Raw genomic sequence first — 17466 nt, forward strand, 5'->3', positions numbered from 1 at the left:
TCGTAAAATATTCACTAAAAGAATTACTGGATTTTATGAAAAATGCAGAAGAGAAATCTCTTCTGCATGCAGGGTTTTGTTCATTTGTTGTGCACGCTGCCGCGCTCTTCCAGCCGGCAGGAGATGATGATCTGTTTGGGGTGGGTCTTTTTCTGCCAGAGCAGCTCCATGCAGAAGACGGCGGCCTCTGCGTTTTCCCGCAGAAAGACATCCACCGAAGACAGCGGCGGCTCGGAAAACTGGGACAGGCTGGTGTTGTTGAACGTGATGACGCCCACCTGTTCGGGGATGGAGATTCCGTGTTCCCACAAGGCTTTCAGCAAGCCGGGCGCCACCACGTCGCTGGCGGCGAAGATCGCTTCGGGAACCGGTTTGCCCTGCCTCAGGTATTCGTTCATGGCGGTATAGCTGCTGGCGGAATTCATCTCGCAGTCGATCACCAAATCGGGGTCGAACAGCGACCGTTCCAGAAGGGAGTTTTTATAATAATAGAACCGGGGATCCACCGTCAGGTTTTTGGTGGCGCCAAAGGTGCGCACGCCGCCCAGATACGCCACTTTCTGGTAGCCGTGGTCCCAGAAGCAGTGGAGAACCTGCTGGACCGCCAGACGGTAGTTGGGCACGATGCTGCAATATTTTTCCTCGTCGGGAGAGGAGTCCAGAAACACAATGTTGTCGGTGAGCGCGTGAAAATCGTCGATCTCACTCTGGGTGAAGCGGCCGATGGCCACAATGCCGTCCAAAGGCAGTTCGTCGTTTTTTACAAAGTGGTGCTGTTCGTTGCGAAACAGCATCACCGTGGACCAGCGCTTTTCAAAGCAGGCCTCATCCAGCAGGTTTTTCAGCAGCATGTAGTAAATGTCTTCCAGCAGCTGTTCGGTTTCAAACATCTGGGCAATGCCGATGCGCTTTTCGGCATTTTCGGGCTGCGCCCGGTCGCCGGTGTTCTCCGGGATTTTGACCGCCTGATAGCGCTGCTGAACCGTCCGATACCCCAATTCCCGGGCCGCGTCCAATACCCGCTGACGGGTCTGTTCCGTAACGCTGAGGGAGGGGTCCTGATTCAGAACCCGGGACGCGGTGGCCGAAGATACGCCCGCAAGGGCCGCAATGTCTTTCAGTGTCGCCATGGTGATTGCTCCGTTCCGTAAGAAGGGTAAAACATTTCGTGTTCACCCCCGAATGATTACTAATAATTTTACTATAGATCGCGTTTTGAAACAAGAGGAAATTGTGTAAAAAGTCAAAGCAGGACCGGGGCACACAAAGCGGTCTTTGCTGCTTCATCGGCTCCTTTTCCAAACAGTGTGCAATAAAGCCATGATGCGGAAAGGCAGCGATCGGGTTTTGAAATTTTTGAGGAGAAAGGATATAATGAAAGCATATCAACGAGACGGATTCCGCTGAGGGGGTGGACAGGGCGGATTGGCCCTGCCTGCCGGATAAGATGGTCGTTTTGAATTTGATGTGGAATGCGGAGGAACGTGCGATGTACAAAATGTGTAAAACCCGGCAATCGGCTCAGCGGCAGCGCTATCCTGCTGGAAAAAGATTTGATGGTGTTGGAGCAGGACATCATCGAGGGCCGCAAGACCTATGCCAACATGATCAAATACATCAAGATGACTGCCTCTTCGAACTTTGGCAATATGTTTTCGGTGCTGGCCGCGGCGGCATTGCTGCCGTTCCTGCCCATGATGAGCGTGCAGCTGATTTTTCTGAACCTGATTTACGATCTCTCCTGCACTGCGATCCCCTGGGACAATGTGGATGAGGAGTTTATCGCAAAGCCCCGCAAATGGGACGCCGCCAGTGTGGGCAATTTCATGATCTGGCTCGGCCCCACCAGCTCGATTTTCGATTTTACCACCTATCTGTTCATGTATTTTGTGTTTTGCCCGCTGGTGGTGTCCAACGGGGTGCTGTTCAATGACCTGCCCGCCCATTTCCATGGCGCGGAACTGGCGCTGTTGCAGGCAACGTACATCGGTTTGTTTCAGGCGGGCTGGTTTGTGGAGTCCATGTGGAGCCAGACCCTGGTGATCCATATGATCCGCACGCCGAAGCTGCCTTTCCTGCAAAGCCGCGCGTCGGCGCCGCTTACGCTGCTTACCCTGACCGGCATTGTTGTGCTGACGGTCATTCCCTTTACGCCTTTGGGTGCGGCGCTGGGTTTTGTTGCACTGCCGGTCAGTTATTTTGCCTATCTGATTCCCTGCATCCTGCTTTATATGGCATTGGCAACCAGCCTGAAAAAGGCTTATGTACGGCATTACGGGGAATTGCTTTAACATGGGAGGTGCTTTGAATGAATTGGAACACGCTTTGGCTCAACCTGTTTGGAACGACTTCTTTTCTGGGCATCAACATGGGCTTTTGGGCGGCAATGGCCGCGGTTTGCCTGATCGTGATTGTGATGAATGCCGTGTTCTGGGGCATGAAGCCCCAAAAAGAGCACAGTGCCCGGCAATAACGCTTTGCCTTTGGGAGGAAAGAAGCGCCCGGACACAGAATGTCCGCTTTAAAGGGGGCCGATTCCCGCTCGGTGTCCTTGTTGGAACGGTGCGGGATCTGCTACACTGTTTCCAAAGGGAGGCGGCAATATGGACCAGAGGAAAATCGGTGCATTTCTGAGACAATTACGGAAAGAAAGTTCGTTGACCCAGGAGCAGCTGGCAGAGCATCTCGGCGTGTCCGGCAGAACGGTATCCCGCTGGGAAAACGGAAACAATCTGCCGGATCTGACCGTTTTGATAGAGCTTGCCGATTATTACCAGGTGGGGCTTCGGGAACTTTTGAACGGGGAAAGGGAAAGCGAGCCGGCGCAGCAGGAAACAGAAACGTTGACTGCGGTGGCGGAGTACAGCAGCGAGGAAAAACGCAGGCTGCTTGGCCGGATGCACGCGTTGTTTCTTGCGGGCCTTGCGGGCTTTGCGGCCGCCCTTGTGATCTTGTCCGCGGACTTGGAAAACACAACGCCTTATCAGGAACTGGCAGGGTTCGGGCTGGGCTTTGCGTTTGGGATGCTGTTCCTTGGCGCCATTTTTACAAGCCGCTTCGCCGCAAGAATCCGGCAGGCAAAGCGAAAGCTGCTTTCAAAAATACGTTGAGGAGATTTGCGTTCCGGTGTGCAGACAGGGCTGTTCAATGTGGCGGATATGACGTGAAAAAACACGATGCATCAAAGATGCATCGTGTTTTTGTTTGGTTTGGGTATTTGCGGCAAAGCGGCTGTTATCGGTTGAGAACCCAGACGGCGGCGTTCAGGTATCCGGCGAACCCGACCCACACCAGGTAGGGCACCTGAAGCCAGGCGGCCAGACGGCTGACGGCGGCGAAAGAGATGGTCATCGCCAGAATCGCGATCCACAGTGCGGCCAGACATACAAGAGCGGCAAAGTAATCGCCCACGTTGAAGAACAGAAGGCTCCAGCCGAAGTTCAGGGCCAGCTGCAGGCACCACCAAAAGACCGAACGCGCTGTTTTGGGCTGGCCTTTGGAAGCGACCATTGCCATGCCCAGTCCCATCAGCAGATACAGTGCGGTCCACACGATGGGGAAAACCCAGCCCGGCGGCGTGAAAACCGATTTGTCCAGGGTGGAATAGACGGTCTCCAGACTGTCGCTGGTCAGATATCCTGCAAAAGCCCCTGTCCCCAGGGCCAAAAGCGGGAAAAAGATAAATTTTAAAGCTTTCATATTGTGCCTCCCGGTTCGTTTCAGAAAATAAGCCGCCTGCGGTTTGCAAAATGCCGGCCCAAAGGTTTGTTTCCAGTATCAGTATATCCGGTGCGGGATCGAAAGTCGGTTGGCTGGCCAACGGAAAGGCCGGCTTTTGCGCAAGGGACGCCGCTTTTCATACTATGAGGCCTGTGTCTGAAAGGTGCGGGCATCGAATTTTTCGGGAATAAAAAAGCAGCACTCGGTTTGCGAGTGCTGCTTTTTGTAATTCCGCAGGGCAGGTCAGCCCGAAAGCGTATGCAGTGAAATGGTTTCCGTGACCGTTCGCTTGTATTCGATAGGGGAAAGATTTTCCTTTTCTTTAAAATAGCGGCTGAAATAATGCACCGTTTTGAACCCGGTCATGGTGGCGATTTCGGTGATGCTGCTGTTGGTGTAGCACAAAAGTTCCTTGGCGCGGAAAAGGCGGAACCGGTTGATAAATTGTGCCACCGTGCAGCCGTATTCCCGCTTGAACAGTTCGTTGGCCTGTTTGCCGGACATGCGGATGCTGCTGCCCACTGCGTCTGCCGTTAGATCTTCCGCCAGATGGTCGGAGATGTACCGAACGGCCAGAGCCGTGTCGCTTTCGGGCAGCGTGGTGTCCAGCGAGCGGTCAAAGGACAGCGCCGCATCGGTGGGAAAGGCGCGGTGCTGCGCCAGATGGCCGTAAAACAGAATGGTCAGCAGGTCGTAGGCCATCTTTTCATGATACATGGGGGTGTGCAGCGAGTAGGCGCTTAAAAAGTTAATGGCAAAATGCCGGACGGTGAATTCCGGAAAAGGCAGACGGCGGGGCAGCAGGCGGATCTGAGCACGCATGACCTCGTCCGGAACGGAAAAGGAAATCAGCAGAAAGGAGGATGCCTGCCGGATCACACACTCCGCCTCGTCCGGAACCAACAGAAAAAGCGAAAAAGCCGGGCTGTCCTGCGCGCTGCCGCACAGGGAGAACGCGGGATTTTGCGCCGTGCTCAGCAAAAGCGCAAAGGAGTCGGGCCCCATGGAAACCGTCTGCGGCTGGGTGATCTGCGAGACCGAATCGACCGAAAGCTGATGAAAAAACATAACGCACCTCTTGACGGATTCCAGTTAAGCGTTTTCCTTGATGTAGACCGCACCGCCTTCCAAGTGCGTGCGGATATACTCCTGTGCGGCCACGGGGTCGTGGGCGCACAGGGCGTCGTAAATCTTCTTATGATAAATGCACGAACGGGTCAGCGCGTTGGGGGCGATCAGACTTGCGCGGATCGCATCGGACACCATGTTTCCCACCAGGCCCTGAATGGTTTTCAGAACCTTGTTTCCGCAGCTGGCTGAAATCAGATAATGGAACTTGGTGTCGTACTGATTGTAAGTGTCCAGATCCTCCTGCAGGGCGCAGGCGTCCATCTTGTCCAAAAGGCGCTTCAGCTTTTCCAGCTGCGCGTCCGTAATGTTTTGTGCGGCCAATTCCGCGCTTTTGCACTCGATCAGAATGCGCACCTCAAAGATGTCGTTGAGGTTCTTCTTGTCCAGCGCCAGCATGGGCAGCACGGGCGTCATGAAAGATTCCGGCGTCAGACATTTGACGAACGTTCCGCCGCCCTGGCGAACGTCCAGAATGCCCATGACGCTCAGTTTGCGCACCGCTTCCCGCACGGTAACACGGCTGACGCTGAACATTTGCGCCAGCTCGTTTTCCACCGGGAGCTTCTGCCCTACCTTATAGGTTTCATCGGCGATCATATTTTGCAATTCCTGTGCGACCTGGTCTGACAGGCGAGTTTTGGCAATCGGCACGGCGCTGCGCTCCTTTCGACGGAAAATCATATTATGATATTATTTTAAACGAATGGTTTTGAAAAGTAAATACTTTGCAAAATAAATATTTTTTTCTTATATTGTGATATTAAAATATGCAAAATATCCATATTAAATCTGCAAAGACAAAAAGAAACGGGCAATATATAATAAAGGCGTGATCCGATAAATATCATATCATAATATGAATTTATCCCGTGGAACGAGCACGCGGTCCGCTGCGGCGCGTGATGGAAATTTTTTGAAAAGGAGAATGAAAAATGAAGAAAGTGTTCGCGATCTTTTTGGCTTTTGCAATGGCACTCAGTTTGGCCGGATGCGGCGGTTCCGACTCCGGCACGTCCACCGGTTCCGGCACGGGTGATGCAGCCGCCGAAGGCGCCGGTTCCATTACATATGTAACACTGGGCGACACCGGTATGGAACAGCTGAAAGAAGCAGCGGCTGCGTTCCAGGAGCAGACGGGTGTGGAAGTGAAGCTGGAGTCCTGGTCGTATACAGATGCCTATCAGAAGATCATCACCCTGGCCGAGGGCGGCAATATGCCGGACGCCATGTACGGCTTCTCCGGCTGGACGCCTGAATTCAAAGAGGCCGGCTACATTGCCTGCGCTGAGGATTATATCAGCGAAGAGCTGTACAATGACTTTTCCGAAACGGCCCGCACCGTGTGCAACGTGGACGGAAAAATGTGGGCGCTGCCCTCGTACATGTCCGTGCGCACCATCCTGTTCAACCAGGATATGCTGGACGCGGCAGGCGTAGAGTCGATCCCCACCACCTGGGAAGAGTTCCTGGAGATCGCGCCGAAGCTGTATGATCCCTCCAACGCCAAATACGCCTACTCGCTGGTAGCCGGACACGCGAAAAACACCGTGGACTGCTTCTTGCCGATCCTGTGGGCCTATGGCGCTGACGTTGTGAACGAAGACGGCACAGCCAACGGATTCAACAACCCCGAAGGCGTGGCCGCGCTGCAGATGTACGTGGACCTGGCTCAGTATTCCGTGCCGGATTACGGCGAGGCCACCATCAACGAGATGCAGAGCAACTGGACCAATCAGGTGGCGGCTGCCTGCTTCCACAATGCGCAGGGCATGGCGGCCATGCGCGACGCCGGGCAGAACTTTGACTGGGCCGTTGTGGCGGACCCCCTGGCAGGCCCCGGCGGCGAGAAATATTCCCTGGGCATCATGGACATCGATCTGATGTTTGCCACCGGCAATGAGGAGATCACCGGCCAGTGGCTGGAGTTCTGGCATCAGGCGCAGTATCAGGGCAAAGTGTTCGAAATCGCGGGCTGGGTTCCCAACCAGGCCAGCTACTACGAAGAGAATCCGGCATTTACCGACCCGGAGAACATTATGGTAGCACCTTTTGCAGAGTATGAACCCATCGCAAAGTTCAAACCCACGCTGATTTGCTGGGAAGAAGTGCAGAAATATCTGGCCGACGCCGTCACCAAGGCGGTTATGGGCGAGCTGACCGCACAGGAAGCCATGGAACTGGCGGGCGGTCAGGTGGACGAAGCTCTGGCCGGCTGATCCGATCGTATGAAATGTGGGCGAGGGGCGAACACCCCTTGCCCACATCTTTCCGAAGAGAGGGGGAGCTTCACACATGAAAGGAAAAAACAAGCTGGAACGGCGCGAAAAAAGCTTCAACATGCTTTACGTGCTTCCCATGGCAGTGGTGTATGTGGTTTTGATTATTTACCCCATGCTGGAAGTGATGCGCACGTCCCTGTATGAACGCAAAGTCAACGGCGATATGCTGTTTGTGGGGCTGGAAAACTTTATAAGCTTTTTTGAAAATCCGGATTCCGCAAAAATTGTGCTGAACACGGCCATCTGGGTGTTCGGCGGTACATTTGCCAAGCTGTTTCTGGGCTTTTTGATGGCCCTGATCCTGTACAAAAACTTTTTTGGAAAGAAAATGATCACAGGCGTGATGCTGATCCCGTACGCCATGCCGGCGGCGGTTTCGTGCATGATCTGGCGCTTGCTGTACAACCCGATGTTCGGCCACATCGGTCAGCTGATGCGCGATCTGGGCCTGACCAACGAGGCGGTCAATTTTCTGGGCAATATCAAGACCTCGCTTCTGGCCGTAATGATTGTGAATGTTTGGGCGGTGGCTCCGTTCTGCGCGCTGAACCTGCTGTCCTCCCTTTACAGTATTCCCAAATATATTTACGAAGCCGCTTCCATCGACGGCGCCAGCTCCTGGCAGCAGTTTTGGAACATCACCTTCCCGCTGATGATTCCGTCGCTGCGCACTTTGGGCATTCTGATCGGAATTTGGGGCTTCAACTCCTTTGACGTTATTTACATGATGACCACCGGCGGCCCGGCCAACTCGTCGGCCATTCTGGTGAACACAGTGTACGACTACGCGTTCCGCTTCAACGACCGGGGCTACTCCTCGGCGGTGAGCGTGATCTGCTTTGTGATTCTCTCGGTGTTCGCGCTGCTGTATGTGCGCTCCGCTGCAAGGGAGGATGATGTTTCTTATGAATAAGGCTCTGTTTAAAAAGCGTGTGTACGGCGTGGCCTTTGCCGCAGTGGTTCTGGTGATGCTGGTGGTGCTGCTGTTCCCGGTGGCAGCCATGATCTCGGTTTCCCTCAAGCGGGCCAACGACGTATTTTCCCTGCCGGTCACCTGGATTCCGCCGGTGGTCCAGCTGCAGAACTACGTGGACGTGTTCTATAAAATGAACATTCTGGACGGGTTCAAAAGCAGCATCATCGTCACGGCGGGCAGCATTGTCACCATTATGCTGATCGACATTCCGGCGGCCTATGCCTTTTCAAAACTGCGCTTTTATTTGAAAAAGCCGCTGTATTATGTGGCGCTGATGAGCCAGATGTTTGCGCCGGTCATCATCATCATTCCCCTGTACAACATGATGAACAATCTGGGCCTGATCGACAGCTGGCTGAGCCTGATCATCATGAATACCACCTTCAACCTGGCGTTCATTGTGCTGATGCTGAAAAGCTTTTTCGACAATGTGCCCAAAGAAGTGGTAGAGGCCGCCACCATTGACGGCTGCAGTTCTTTCATGACCCTGACGCGCATTTTTGTGCCCATTTCCAAAACGGGCATCGCGGTGGCGATCATCTTTGCCTTTACCCGCACCTGGAACGAATTCTTGTTTGCGTTTACGTACATTTCCACCACGGAGAAAAAGCCCATCATCGTCAGCCTGTACGAGATTTTGAAAAACAACCCCGCGGTGGGCATTCCCTGGCATTACGTGATGGCGGGCGCGGTGTATGCCACGATCCCGCTGGTCATTCTGTTCATCAGCATTCGCAACTACATCACCGGAGATCTGACCTCTGGCGCTATCAAATGATACGGAGGGAACGGGATGGATCGATTTCAGCAAAAAACCATGTTGGGGTTTTATGAAAACGAATTGACCAACCGCATTCTGTCCTTTTGGCTTCCCCGGTGCCTGGACCGGCAGTACGGCGGCTATTTTAACTGCTACAACAACGAGGGGACCCGCCGCGTGAGCACGGACAAATACACCTGGAGCCAGGGGCGGTTTGTGTGGATGTATTCCAAGCTGGCTTTGCTGCGCAGCGATTTGTTCCCCGATGCGCAGCGGGAGCGCTTTCTGCGCCTGGCTCAAAGCGGCGTGGTGTTTTTGCGCAGCCACTGCCTGATGGGCAGCGATGACTGGCGCTGCGTGTTTTTGATGGACCGGACCGGTGCTCCCAAACAGGTGGGAGACTGGCCGGATCTGGATATGAGCATCTACGCGGACTGCTTTGTGATCGCGGGACTCGCCTGCTACTCCCGGGCCGCGGAGGACGCGGAGGCCTATGTCTTTGCGCGCAAGCTGTACCAGTCGGCCAAAAACCGGTTTGAAACAGGCTGCTTCAAAACGCTGCCCTACCCGCTGGGCAAGGGCCTGCGCGCCCATGGCGTGCCCATGATTTTCACCAATGTGGCGGTGGAGCTGTACCGCGCGGCGGAACGCTTTGAACCGGCGCTCTGCGAGCAGCTGCGCGAGGATATGCGCGGCACCGCCCGGCAGGTGCTGGAAGAATTTACGGACGAAGACCTGGTGGTCCATGAGGTGATTTATGAAGACGGTTCCTTTGAACCGACGCTTCTGGGCCAGCACGCCAACCCGGGGCACACGCTGGAAGATATGTGGTTCATTGCCGAAGCGGCGGAGATCCTGCAGCAGGATGAACTGGCCGAAAAGGCAGCGTCCATTGCGCTGAAGGCGCTGGAGATCGGATGGGACGAGGATTGCGGCGGCCTGCTGCATTACGCCGCGCCCCAGGGCGGACGTCCCTGCGCGTCGGCAGGGCCATGGGACGCGGAACCCACGGTCAGGCAGGTGCTGGACGGCTGGTCCGACAAGCTGTGGTGGGTGCACTCCGAGGCGCTTTACACCACGCTGCTGTTTTATCTGCGCACCGGGCAGGAGGCTTTCTGGAACTGGCACAAGAAGGTGTTTGATTACACGTTCTCCCATTTTCCCAACCCCAATCCGCAGGTGGGCGAGTGGATTCAGATTCTGTGCCGGGACGGAACACCCCAGAACAAGGTGGTGGCGCTTCCGGTCAAGGACCCGTATCACATCACGCGTAATCTGGCGCTGCTGATCGAACTTCTGGAGCGGCAGTCAGCCCACGAGAAAGTTTAGGAGGAACGCGCCATGGAAAAGCAAAAAGGCTGTTATTACTGCGAACGGGACAGGTCTTTTCAGGAACTGCTGTTTGAAGTGTGCGATCTGAAAATTTCAAAAGTGTTTTTCTGCAAAGACCAGACGCTGCCCGGCCGCTGCACCATCATGTTCCGCAATCATTATGAGGAGCTGTATGAAATTCCACGGGCGCTGCGCAATGAGTTTATGGAGGATGTGTGCGTGCTGGCACAGACCATTCAGGAACTTTACGGCGCAGACAAAATCAATTACGGCATCTATGGCGACGAGGTGCGCCATGTGCACTTCACCATCTGCCCCAAGTACCGGGACAAACTGGGCTGGGGCCGCCCCTTTGAAATGTTCCCGGAGCATCGGGTATTCTTGACGCCGGAACAGTACGAAGCAGAGATCGAACGTCTGCGGGACGCGCTGTTGAAAAAGAGGGGGATGAAGGAATGAAGGTCACACTTCCGTATGGCGGCGAAAAGGTCAGCTTTGAGGTGGACGATGACCGGTTCGTGAAAATGTACGACCCGGTGCATACGCCGCCCGCGCCGGATTTCGCGGCCGAGATCGAGCGCGCACTGGACCATCCCGTGGGCACGCCCCGGCTGGAGGAGATGATCACGCCGGACATGCGCGTGAACATTATTGTGGACGACGGCTCCCGGCCGACGCCCATTGGCCGCATCCTGCCCATTGTGCTGGCCCGGCTGGAGGCCATCGGCGTGCGGGATGAAAACATCTGCATCATTGTGGCGCTGGGCAGTCACCGTCACATGACGGCGCAGGAGCTGGCCGAGCGCGTGGGCGAACAGGTGTACGCCCGCTACGAGGTGGTCAACTCGGAATTCCGGGACCCGGACAAACTGGTGTTCCTGGGGAAAACCAGCGATGGGGTGGATATCTACGCCTACAAACGGGTGATGGAGGCCGACATCCGCATCGGCATCGGCAACCTGGTCCCGCATCCGGTGATGGGCTGGAGCGGCGGCGGAAAGATTCTGTATCCCGGTGTGGCGGGTGAGGACACCGTCTCCTATTTCCATTTGAAAGCGTCGCTGTACAATGAAAACCTGTTCGGCAACAGCGCCAGCCCCGTGCGCACCATGATGGAAGGCTGGGTGGACACCATCGGGCTGGATTTCATTGTGAACACCGTGCTCAATTCCGATTTGGAGATGTGCCACGCTGTGGCCGGCCACTATGTGCATGCGCAGCGCGCCGGCGTAGAGCTGGCCAAGCACGTGCTGGGCTGCAAGGTGGAAAAGCGCGTGGATGTGGTGGTGGTCAGCGGCTATCCGGCCGATCAGGACTTCTGGCAGTCGCCCAAGGGCATGTATGCCGCAGAGCACGCGCTGAAAGGAGGCAGCGGCGGCACCATCGTGCTGGTGTCGCCCAACTACGAGGGCGTGGGCCCGCACCCGGAATTTTTGCAGATGATGGGCCGCGATGACGGAGATGAAATCGTCAAAGGCATTTTTGACGGCGCGCCCTGCGAGGGAGACGCGCTGGCCATTGCCGTGGGCAACAGCATGTCCAAGATGCGCCGCCGCCGCAGGCTGGTGGTGGTCAGCAATGGGGTCAGCCCGGAGGAGATGGCTTTGTGCGGATGCCGGCATTACCCGGTGGAAGCGCTGCAGCAGGCCGTGGACGACGCCATGGCCCAGTATCCGGACGCCACCGTTGCCGCGGTCAGCAACGGGGCGGAAACCTTCCTGTATCAGGCGTGAGCAAAAAAGTAAAAAAGCCGCGCGTTCCCATGGCGGGGACGCGCGGCTTTTTGCATGGAATCCCTGCGTTTGTGCAAAACGCAGGGATTTTTGATTTTTCGTTGTTTAGAACACCGATTTTACAGAGGGAAAAGCGTAAGCTGAGAACAAGTTGAAAGCGGTGCCCGGCGGCAAACGTTGGTCTGCGGCAAAGTTTTTCATCGAACGAAATCCATTTTTGAAAAGGCCGCGGGCAGAGTTCCGCGGAAACAGGAGGTATGAATATGTATTATTCAAACGGAAATTATGAAGCGTTTGCCAAACCGCGGAAACCGGCGGGTGCAGACGAAAAACACGCGTGGCTCGTGGGGGGCGGCCTTGCCAGCCTTGCCGCGGCGGCGTTCCTGATCCGGGACGGACAGGTGCCGGGAAACCACATTCATGTGCTGGAAGAAGCGGAGCTGCCCGGCGGCGCCTGTGACGGACTGTTTCGCCCCGAGATGGGGTTTGTGATCCGCGGCGGCCGTGAGATGGAAAACCATTACGAGTGCCTGTGGGACCTGTACCGCTCCATTCCGTCGCTGGAACAGGAAGGCGTCAGCGTTCTGGACGAGTTCTACTGGCTGAACAAGGATGACCCGAATTTTTCCATGAACCGGGCCACACTGGAACAGGGCCGAAGCGCCGAGACGGGAAACCGGTTTGAACTCAGCGATGCGGCTGCCCTGGAACTGATGGGGCTGTTTTTCACCCGGGACGAGGACCTGTATGACAAGACCATCGACGATGTGCTGGACGAGGAGTTCTACAAGTCGAATTTCTGGCTGTACTGGCAGACTATGTTCGCCTTTGAAACCTGGCACTCCGCGCTGGAAATGAAACTGTACCTGCAGCGTTTTCTGCATCACATCGGCGGGCTGCCGGATCTTTCCGCGCTGAAATTCACCAAGTACAATCAGTACGAATCGCTGATCCTGCCCCTGACAAAATACCTGGAGGAACAGGGTGTACAGTTTGAGTACGGCGTCAAGGTGACCAACGTGTTGTTCCACTTTTTCCCGGACCGGAAGGTAGCGCATCAAATGGTTCTGCTTCGCGGCGGCCGGGAGGAGACCATGGACCTGACGGAGAACGACCTGGTGTTTGTGACCAACGGCTCCTGCACCGAGGCCAGCGCGCTGGGCGACAACGATCACCCGCCGGTGGTGGATGTGGAGTCGGGACAGGGCTCCAGCTGGGAGCTGTGGAAAAACATTGCGGTGCAGAACCCGCTGTTTGGCCGGCCGGAAAAATTCTGCTCGGACATTGAGGCCACCCGCTGGGAGTCTGCCACGGTGACGCTGCTGGACGACCGCATCGCCTCGTATCTGGAAAAAATCAGCCACCGGGACCCGTATGCGGGCAAGGTGGTCACGGGAGGCATCGTGACCGTAAAGGATTCGGCCTGGCTGATGAGCTGGACCTTCAACCGGCAGCCTCACTTCAAGGCGCAGCCGGAGGGACAGCTGGTGGGCTGGATCTACGGGCTGTACCCGGACGAACCGGGAGATTTTGTGGGCAAGCCCATGAAGGAGTGCACCGGCGCAGAGATCTGCATGGAGTGGCTGTACCACCTGGGCGTTCCCGAAAACGAAATTGAGACGCTGGCGCACACGGCGGCCAACACCGTGCCGTGCATGATGCCGTACGTGACCGCGTTCTTTATGCCCCGCGCTGCGGGCGACCGGCCGGACGTTGTGCCCGAAGGCTGCGTGAACTTTGCCTTCCTGGGCCAGTTTGCCCAGACGCCCCGTGACACGATTTTCACCACGGAGTACTCGGTCCGCACAGCCATGGAGGCGGTGTATACCCTGCTGCAGGTGGAGCGCGGCGTGCCGGAGGTGTTCGGGTCAGTGTATGACCTGCGCTGCCTGCTGAACGCCACCCATTATCTGCTGGACGGACGCCGACTGACGGAAATGAAGCTGCCCCTGCCGTACAAGCTGGCGCTGCACGCCGGGCTGGAGAAGCTGCAGGGAACTGTATTGGAAGAGATGCTGGAACGCTACCAGCTGATTTGAGGAGGAAACATTTATGAACCAAACCTATGAAACAACCGTGCCCGTACAGGAGCACGCGGAAGAAACGCCCCGCAAGACCGGCGTGGCGAGCGGGGTGCTGATCGGCACACTGATGATCGGTTTCGGTCTGCTGGCCGCCTTTGCCCCGGTGGCCACGGGTCTGTCCCTGGCGTATGTGATCACAGCGGGGCTGGGGGTCTACGGGGCGACCCAGCTGGTGTCCTTTGTCCGGGCCGGAAAGGAGCGGCGCAGCGGCTGGGCACTGGCCAACGGGATCCTGCTGACCGGGTTCAGCCTGTTCACTCTCTGGTCCGCGGTGCAGACCACTTACGGAACCGTGACAATGATCTCCGTTCTGGCAACGGTGGTGGCTTTCTTCACGGTCCTCAGCGGCATCGGCCAGTTTTTCACCTTCGCGGAGCTGCGGGAGCACGGCACGGAAGGCGCCGCCTGGGTGCTGACCAGCGGCATCCTCAATGTGATCCTGGGTATCGTGCTCTTGACCAATCCGCTTGCCAGCTGGTTCGCGCTGAGCGCCGTGTGGGGCATTTACCTGAGTGTTTCCGGGCTGGCTCTGCTGGTGGAATCCATTTCCGGCCGCAGAGGCGTGCGGGGCGACGCCTGACAAAAAAAGAAGACCGCGCAAAAGCGCGGCCTTCTTTATTCCTGGTCGTTGGGGTCCGGTTCGTCTTCAGTGATGGGCATTTCCACCAGCAATTCAAAGCGGCTTTTGTCAAAGCGCAGCAATCCCTCGTCCCGCATTTTGCACAGCTCGTTGGACATTGCGCTGCGGTCCACAAACAGGAAATCCGCCAGGTCCTGCCGGTTCAGCGGAATGGAAAAGGTCCGGCTGCCGGTGCGGTGATACTGGTCCGAAAGATAGTCCTGCAGCCGCTCCCGGGTGGAACGGCGGATGCTGTCTTCCAGTTTGAGGGTCAGATACTGGGCCTTTTGGGCCATGGCCAGAGTCAGGTTTTGCAGAAAACGGATCTGGACAGGCGCGGTGAGCACATTTTTTCGCAGCAGCTGGTCCACGCTGAGATAAAGCACCTCGGTGGGTTCGGCGGCGGTAATGGTAAAGTGCAGCCGGTAGCGCCCCACGGCGTTCAATTCGCCCAGCGTTCTTCCGGCTTGCAGCACGTCCATCAGGTTGTTGTTTCCGTTGCTGTCGATGTGCGCCAGATGGGCGCTGCCCGACAGCAGAATGCCGATCTCCGGAAAGGGATCTCCGTCCCGGGCGATCACCGCGCGTTTGGCGTATCTGGCCCGGTGCGGGGACATGGTTTCGATCACTTCCCGTATTTCTTCGTCCGAAAGATTTCGGAACAGCAGCCCTGATTTCAGAATGGAAAGATCCAGTTCCGTTTCCATGCGAAAGACTCCCTTCAATTCTCTCTTTTCCTATTATAGTCTTTGAAAGCGTCGTCTTTCAAGCGCAGATTAAAATCCGGTTCGTTGTTTGGCAAACCGATTTTGCGCAGCCAAAATGGTACGATGAATATAACAAAATAAAGGAGGCAATTTTTATGTTTGAATTTTTCTGGGTGCGTGCCGCATCGGTATGGATCGCGGTTTTGTACATTGTCATGGGGCTTTTGCTGCTGGCTTTTCCGGGTGCAAGCAGTACGCTGTTTGTGTGGGTACTGGCGGCGGGGGCCGCGGCGTACGGAGCAAGCCATCTGTGGCGCTATATCCAGGGACGCCGTTCGGGAGGCGCTTTGGCGGGAGATCTGTTCCTGTCGATCCTGCCCGCTGCGTTTGCCGGATTCGCGCTTCTCTGGCCCGAGGCTGTGCTGTCGGTTCTGCCGCTGGTGCTGGGCTCGCTGCTCCTGGTGGACGGGGTGGGAAAACTTCCGCTGGCGCTCACCGCAATCCGTGACAAATATCCCAACATGGTGCCGATGATCCTCGCGTCGGTGATCCCCATCCTTTTGGGAATCCTGATCGTGGTCAATCCGTTCCAAACCGCAAAAATCGTGGTGATGGTGTTCGGCCTCAGCCTGGTGGCAGATGGCGCAAGCGACTTCCTCACCGTTCTGCTGGACAAACGGTCCGCAACCCCGGCGGGCAAATGACCGCCGGATCAATGAAAAGGAGAAATGAACAATGAAATTTTATCAATGTGCCCATTGCGGCAATCAAATCATCATGCTGAAGGATTCCGGGGTGCCCGTGGTGTGCTGCGGCGAACCCATGAAACAGCTCATACCCGGCGAGACGGACGCGTCGCTGGAAAAGCACGTGCCCGACGCGGTTCAGAAAGAGCAGGTGGTGCAGGTGCAGGTGGGGCGGATCGCCCACCCCATGACGCCGGAGCACCGGATCGAATGGATCGTGCTGGAGACGAATTGCGGATACCTGGTCCGTTTTCTGAAACCCGACGAACCGCCCGCCGCATTTTTTAAGCTGGGCCGTCAGGAACAGCCCGTCGCCGCGTATGCGTTTTGCAACTTGCACGGACTTTGGAAAAGCTCGCTGTGAGAAAAGCCGGTCCGCCGGCAGAAAAGAGGAATCTTATGAAAAAATTATGGTTTACCGGCCAAAGCTTCAGCGAGGCCGCAGAGGAACTTTCCGTCAATGAAAAAGCCGCGCAGGCAATGCTTGCGGCACTGAAAACCGTCCACTCCCTGTCCGCGCCCACCGACGGTGCGCTGGAAGGCCTGGAGCGGCAGCGGCAGAGCCAGAACATTCTGGGCCGTTTGGTCAGCCCGGAGCTGGGGTACAGCTGGGAGCCGTTTCAGCTGGGGTCCATGCCCATGGCGTGGGCAAGACCGGAATGCGGTCATGACAGGCACCATGTGGTGCTCTACTGCCACGGCGGCGGCTACACCAGCGGAAATCTGGGCTACGCCCGGGTGCTGGCGTCCAAGCTGGCCAAAAGCACGGGGTACGAAGTGCTCAGCTTCGAATACCGCCTCGCGCCGGAACATCCCTATCCCGCCGCGCTGGAAGACGCGCTGGCCGCCTGGGATTACCTGATGGAACTGGGATACGGCGCCCGGGACGTGGTGCTGGCCGGTGACTCGGCGGGCGGAAATCTGGCGCTGGTTTTGACGCAGGCGCTGAAAGAGGCCGGCCGCCGCCTGCCGGGCAAGCTGGTGCTGTGCTCTCCCTGGACAGATATGAGTTGCTCCGGAGATTCCTATGAGGCGCACAAAGAGGACGACCCTGTTCTGACCCGGGCGTATCTGGAAGCAGTCCGCCAGGCCTACGCGCCCCAGGGCGGCTGGGACCAGCCGGAACTCTCGCCGTTGTTTCAGGATGTGAGCGGCTTCCCGCCGGTGCTGGTCCAGTACGGCGGACACGAGATCCTCGCCGATGATGCGATCCGCTTGAAAAAGCATCTGGACGAAGCAGGCATCCCCAATGTCCTTCAGTGCTGGCCCGAGATGTGGCACGTGTTTCAAATGTTCCCGCTGCCCCAGTCTCAGCAGGCGATGGAGCGGGTCGCAGCGTTTGTTCTTGACTACTAAACCGAATACCGGGAGGGGTTTTT

At 56.6% G+C, this 17466-nt stretch carries 18 protein-coding genes and 1 pseudogene; 14 read left to right on the plus strand and 5 right to left on the minus strand.

Annotated elements, in window-relative coordinates:
* Positions 1-80: 80 nt before the first annotated feature.
* On the minus strand, positions 81-1130 hold the full coding sequence (locus tag WMO24_RS14470) for a LacI family DNA-binding transcriptional regulator (RefSeq protein ID WP_349217077.1): 1050 nt from the start codon (positions 1128-1130) through the stop codon (positions 81-83).
* Between the two features lie 393 nt (positions 1131-1523).
* Between WMO24_RS14470 and WMO24_RS14475 the strand changes: the two are divergent.
* From WMO24_RS14475 to WMO24_RS14485, 3 genes and pseudogenes are all read left to right on the plus strand, one after another.
* Positions 1524-2291 (plus strand): annotated as a pseudogene (locus tag WMO24_RS14475) (cation transporting ATPase C-terminal domain-containing protein); the annotation flags it as partial.
* Positions 2292-2308: 17 nt separating this feature from the next.
* Positions 2309-2473 carry a hypothetical protein gene (locus WMO24_RS14480; protein WP_349217078.1) on the plus strand — a complete coding sequence of 55 codons (165 nt, stop codon included), beginning with the start codon at positions 2309-2311 and terminating at the stop codon, positions 2471-2473.
* Positions 2474-2603: 130 nt separating this feature from the next.
* Positions 2604-3110: a helix-turn-helix domain-containing protein gene (locus tag WMO24_RS14485; RefSeq protein WP_349217079.1), complete on the plus strand. Its 507-nt coding sequence runs from the start codon at positions 2604-2606 to the stop codon at positions 3108-3110.
* A gap of 124 nt (positions 3111-3234) precedes the next feature.
* On the opposite strand, the gene WMO24_RS14490 is transcribed toward WMO24_RS14485, so the two are convergent.
* The 3 genes from WMO24_RS14490 to WMO24_RS14500 all read right to left on the minus strand — a co-directional run bounded on the left by WMO24_RS14490 (position 3235) and on the right by WMO24_RS14500 (position 5502).
* Positions 3235-3699 (minus strand): TspO/MBR family protein, encoded by a 465-nt coding sequence (locus WMO24_RS14490; RefSeq protein ID WP_349217080.1) that lies wholly within the window; start codon positions 3697-3699, stop codon positions 3235-3237.
* Positions 3700-3963: 264 nt separating this feature from the next.
* Positions 3964-4788 carry a helix-turn-helix domain-containing protein gene (locus WMO24_RS14495; RefSeq protein ID WP_349217081.1) on the minus strand — a complete coding sequence of 275 codons (825 nt, stop codon included), beginning with the start codon at positions 4786-4788 and terminating at the stop codon, positions 3964-3966.
* Between the two features lie 24 nt (positions 4789-4812).
* Positions 4813-5502 carry a FadR/GntR family transcriptional regulator gene (locus WMO24_RS14500; protein WP_349217082.1) on the minus strand — a complete coding sequence of 230 codons (690 nt, stop codon included), beginning with the start codon at positions 5500-5502 and terminating at the stop codon, positions 4813-4815.
* 281 nt (positions 5503-5783) lie between these two features.
* Here WMO24_RS14500 and WMO24_RS14505 point away from each other — a divergent pair, with 281 nt between their 5' ends.
* The 8 genes from WMO24_RS14505 (at position 5784) to WMO24_RS14540 (ending at position 14595) form a co-directional block, all read left to right on the plus strand.
* Positions 5784-7067: an ABC transporter substrate-binding protein gene (locus WMO24_RS14505; protein WP_349217083.1), complete on the plus strand. Its 1284-nt coding sequence runs from the start codon at positions 5784-5786 to the stop codon at positions 7065-7067.
* Between the two features lie 76 nt (positions 7068-7143).
* Positions 7144-8043, plus strand: a complete 900-nt coding sequence (locus tag WMO24_RS14510; RefSeq protein WP_349217084.1) for a carbohydrate ABC transporter permease — start codon at positions 7144-7146, stop codon at positions 8041-8043.
* Positions 8036-8884, plus strand: coding sequence for a carbohydrate ABC transporter permease (locus tag WMO24_RS14515; protein ID WP_349217085.1), 849 nt, complete (start codon positions 8036-8038; stop codon positions 8882-8884). The genes WMO24_RS14510 and WMO24_RS14515 overlap by 8 nt, the downstream gene beginning before the upstream one ends.
* A gap of 15 nt (positions 8885-8899) precedes the next feature.
* The gene (locus tag WMO24_RS14520; protein WP_349217086.1) at positions 8900-10195 is read left to right on the plus strand and encodes an AGE family epimerase/isomerase; all 1296 of its coding nucleotides are present in this window, start codon (positions 8900-8902) and stop codon (positions 10193-10195) included.
* A 12-nt stretch (positions 10196-10207) separates the two neighbouring features.
* Positions 10208-10657 (plus strand): HIT family protein, encoded by a 450-nt coding sequence (locus WMO24_RS14525; RefSeq protein ID WP_349217087.1) that lies wholly within the window; start codon positions 10208-10210, stop codon positions 10655-10657.
* Positions 10654-11931 carry a nickel-dependent lactate racemase family protein gene (locus WMO24_RS14530; protein WP_349217088.1) on the plus strand — a complete coding sequence of 426 codons (1278 nt, stop codon included), beginning with the start codon at positions 10654-10656 and terminating at the stop codon, positions 11929-11931. The genes WMO24_RS14525 and WMO24_RS14530 overlap by 4 nt, the downstream gene beginning before the upstream one ends.
* A 263-nt stretch (positions 11932-12194) precedes the next feature.
* On the plus strand, positions 12195-13970 hold the full coding sequence (locus WMO24_RS14535) for an oleate hydratase (RefSeq protein WP_349217089.1): 1776 nt from the start codon (positions 12195-12197) through the stop codon (positions 13968-13970).
* A 13-nt stretch (positions 13971-13983) separates the two neighbouring features.
* The gene (locus tag WMO24_RS14540; protein ID WP_349217090.1) at positions 13984-14595 is read left to right on the plus strand and encodes an HdeD family acid-resistance protein; all 612 of its coding nucleotides are present in this window, start codon (positions 13984-13986) and stop codon (positions 14593-14595) included.
* A gap of 35 nt (positions 14596-14630) precedes the next feature.
* On the opposite strand, the gene WMO24_RS14545 is transcribed toward WMO24_RS14540, so the two are convergent.
* Complete coding sequence (locus WMO24_RS14545; protein ID WP_349217092.1) at positions 14631-15341, minus strand: Crp/Fnr family transcriptional regulator; 711 nt, start codon at positions 15339-15341, stop codon at positions 14631-14633.
* Between the two features lie 155 nt (positions 15342-15496).
* Between WMO24_RS14545 and WMO24_RS14550 the strand changes: the two genes are divergently transcribed.
* From WMO24_RS14550 to WMO24_RS14560, 3 genes are read left to right on the plus strand one after another with little or no spacing between them, the layout of a single operon-like run.
* On the plus strand, positions 15497-16045 hold the full coding sequence (locus WMO24_RS14550) for a DUF308 domain-containing protein (RefSeq protein WP_349217094.1): 549 nt from the start codon (positions 15497-15499) through the stop codon (positions 16043-16045).
* 31 nt (positions 16046-16076) lie between these two features.
* Positions 16077-16451 carry a desulfoferrodoxin family protein gene (locus WMO24_RS14555; RefSeq protein WP_349217095.1) on the plus strand — a complete coding sequence of 125 codons (375 nt, stop codon included), beginning with the start codon at positions 16077-16079 and terminating at the stop codon, positions 16449-16451.
* 35 nt (positions 16452-16486) lie between these two features.
* Positions 16487-17443: an alpha/beta hydrolase gene (locus tag WMO24_RS14560; protein WP_349217097.1), complete on the plus strand. Its 957-nt coding sequence runs from the start codon at positions 16487-16489 to the stop codon at positions 17441-17443.
* Positions 17444-17466 lie beyond the last annotated feature (23 nt).

It is taken from the genome of Ruthenibacterium intestinale (genome assembly GCF_040096265.1).
In the GTDB taxonomy this organism is placed as follows: domain Bacteria; phylum Bacillota; class Clostridia; order Oscillospirales; family Ruminococcaceae; genus Ruthenibacterium; species Ruthenibacterium komagatae.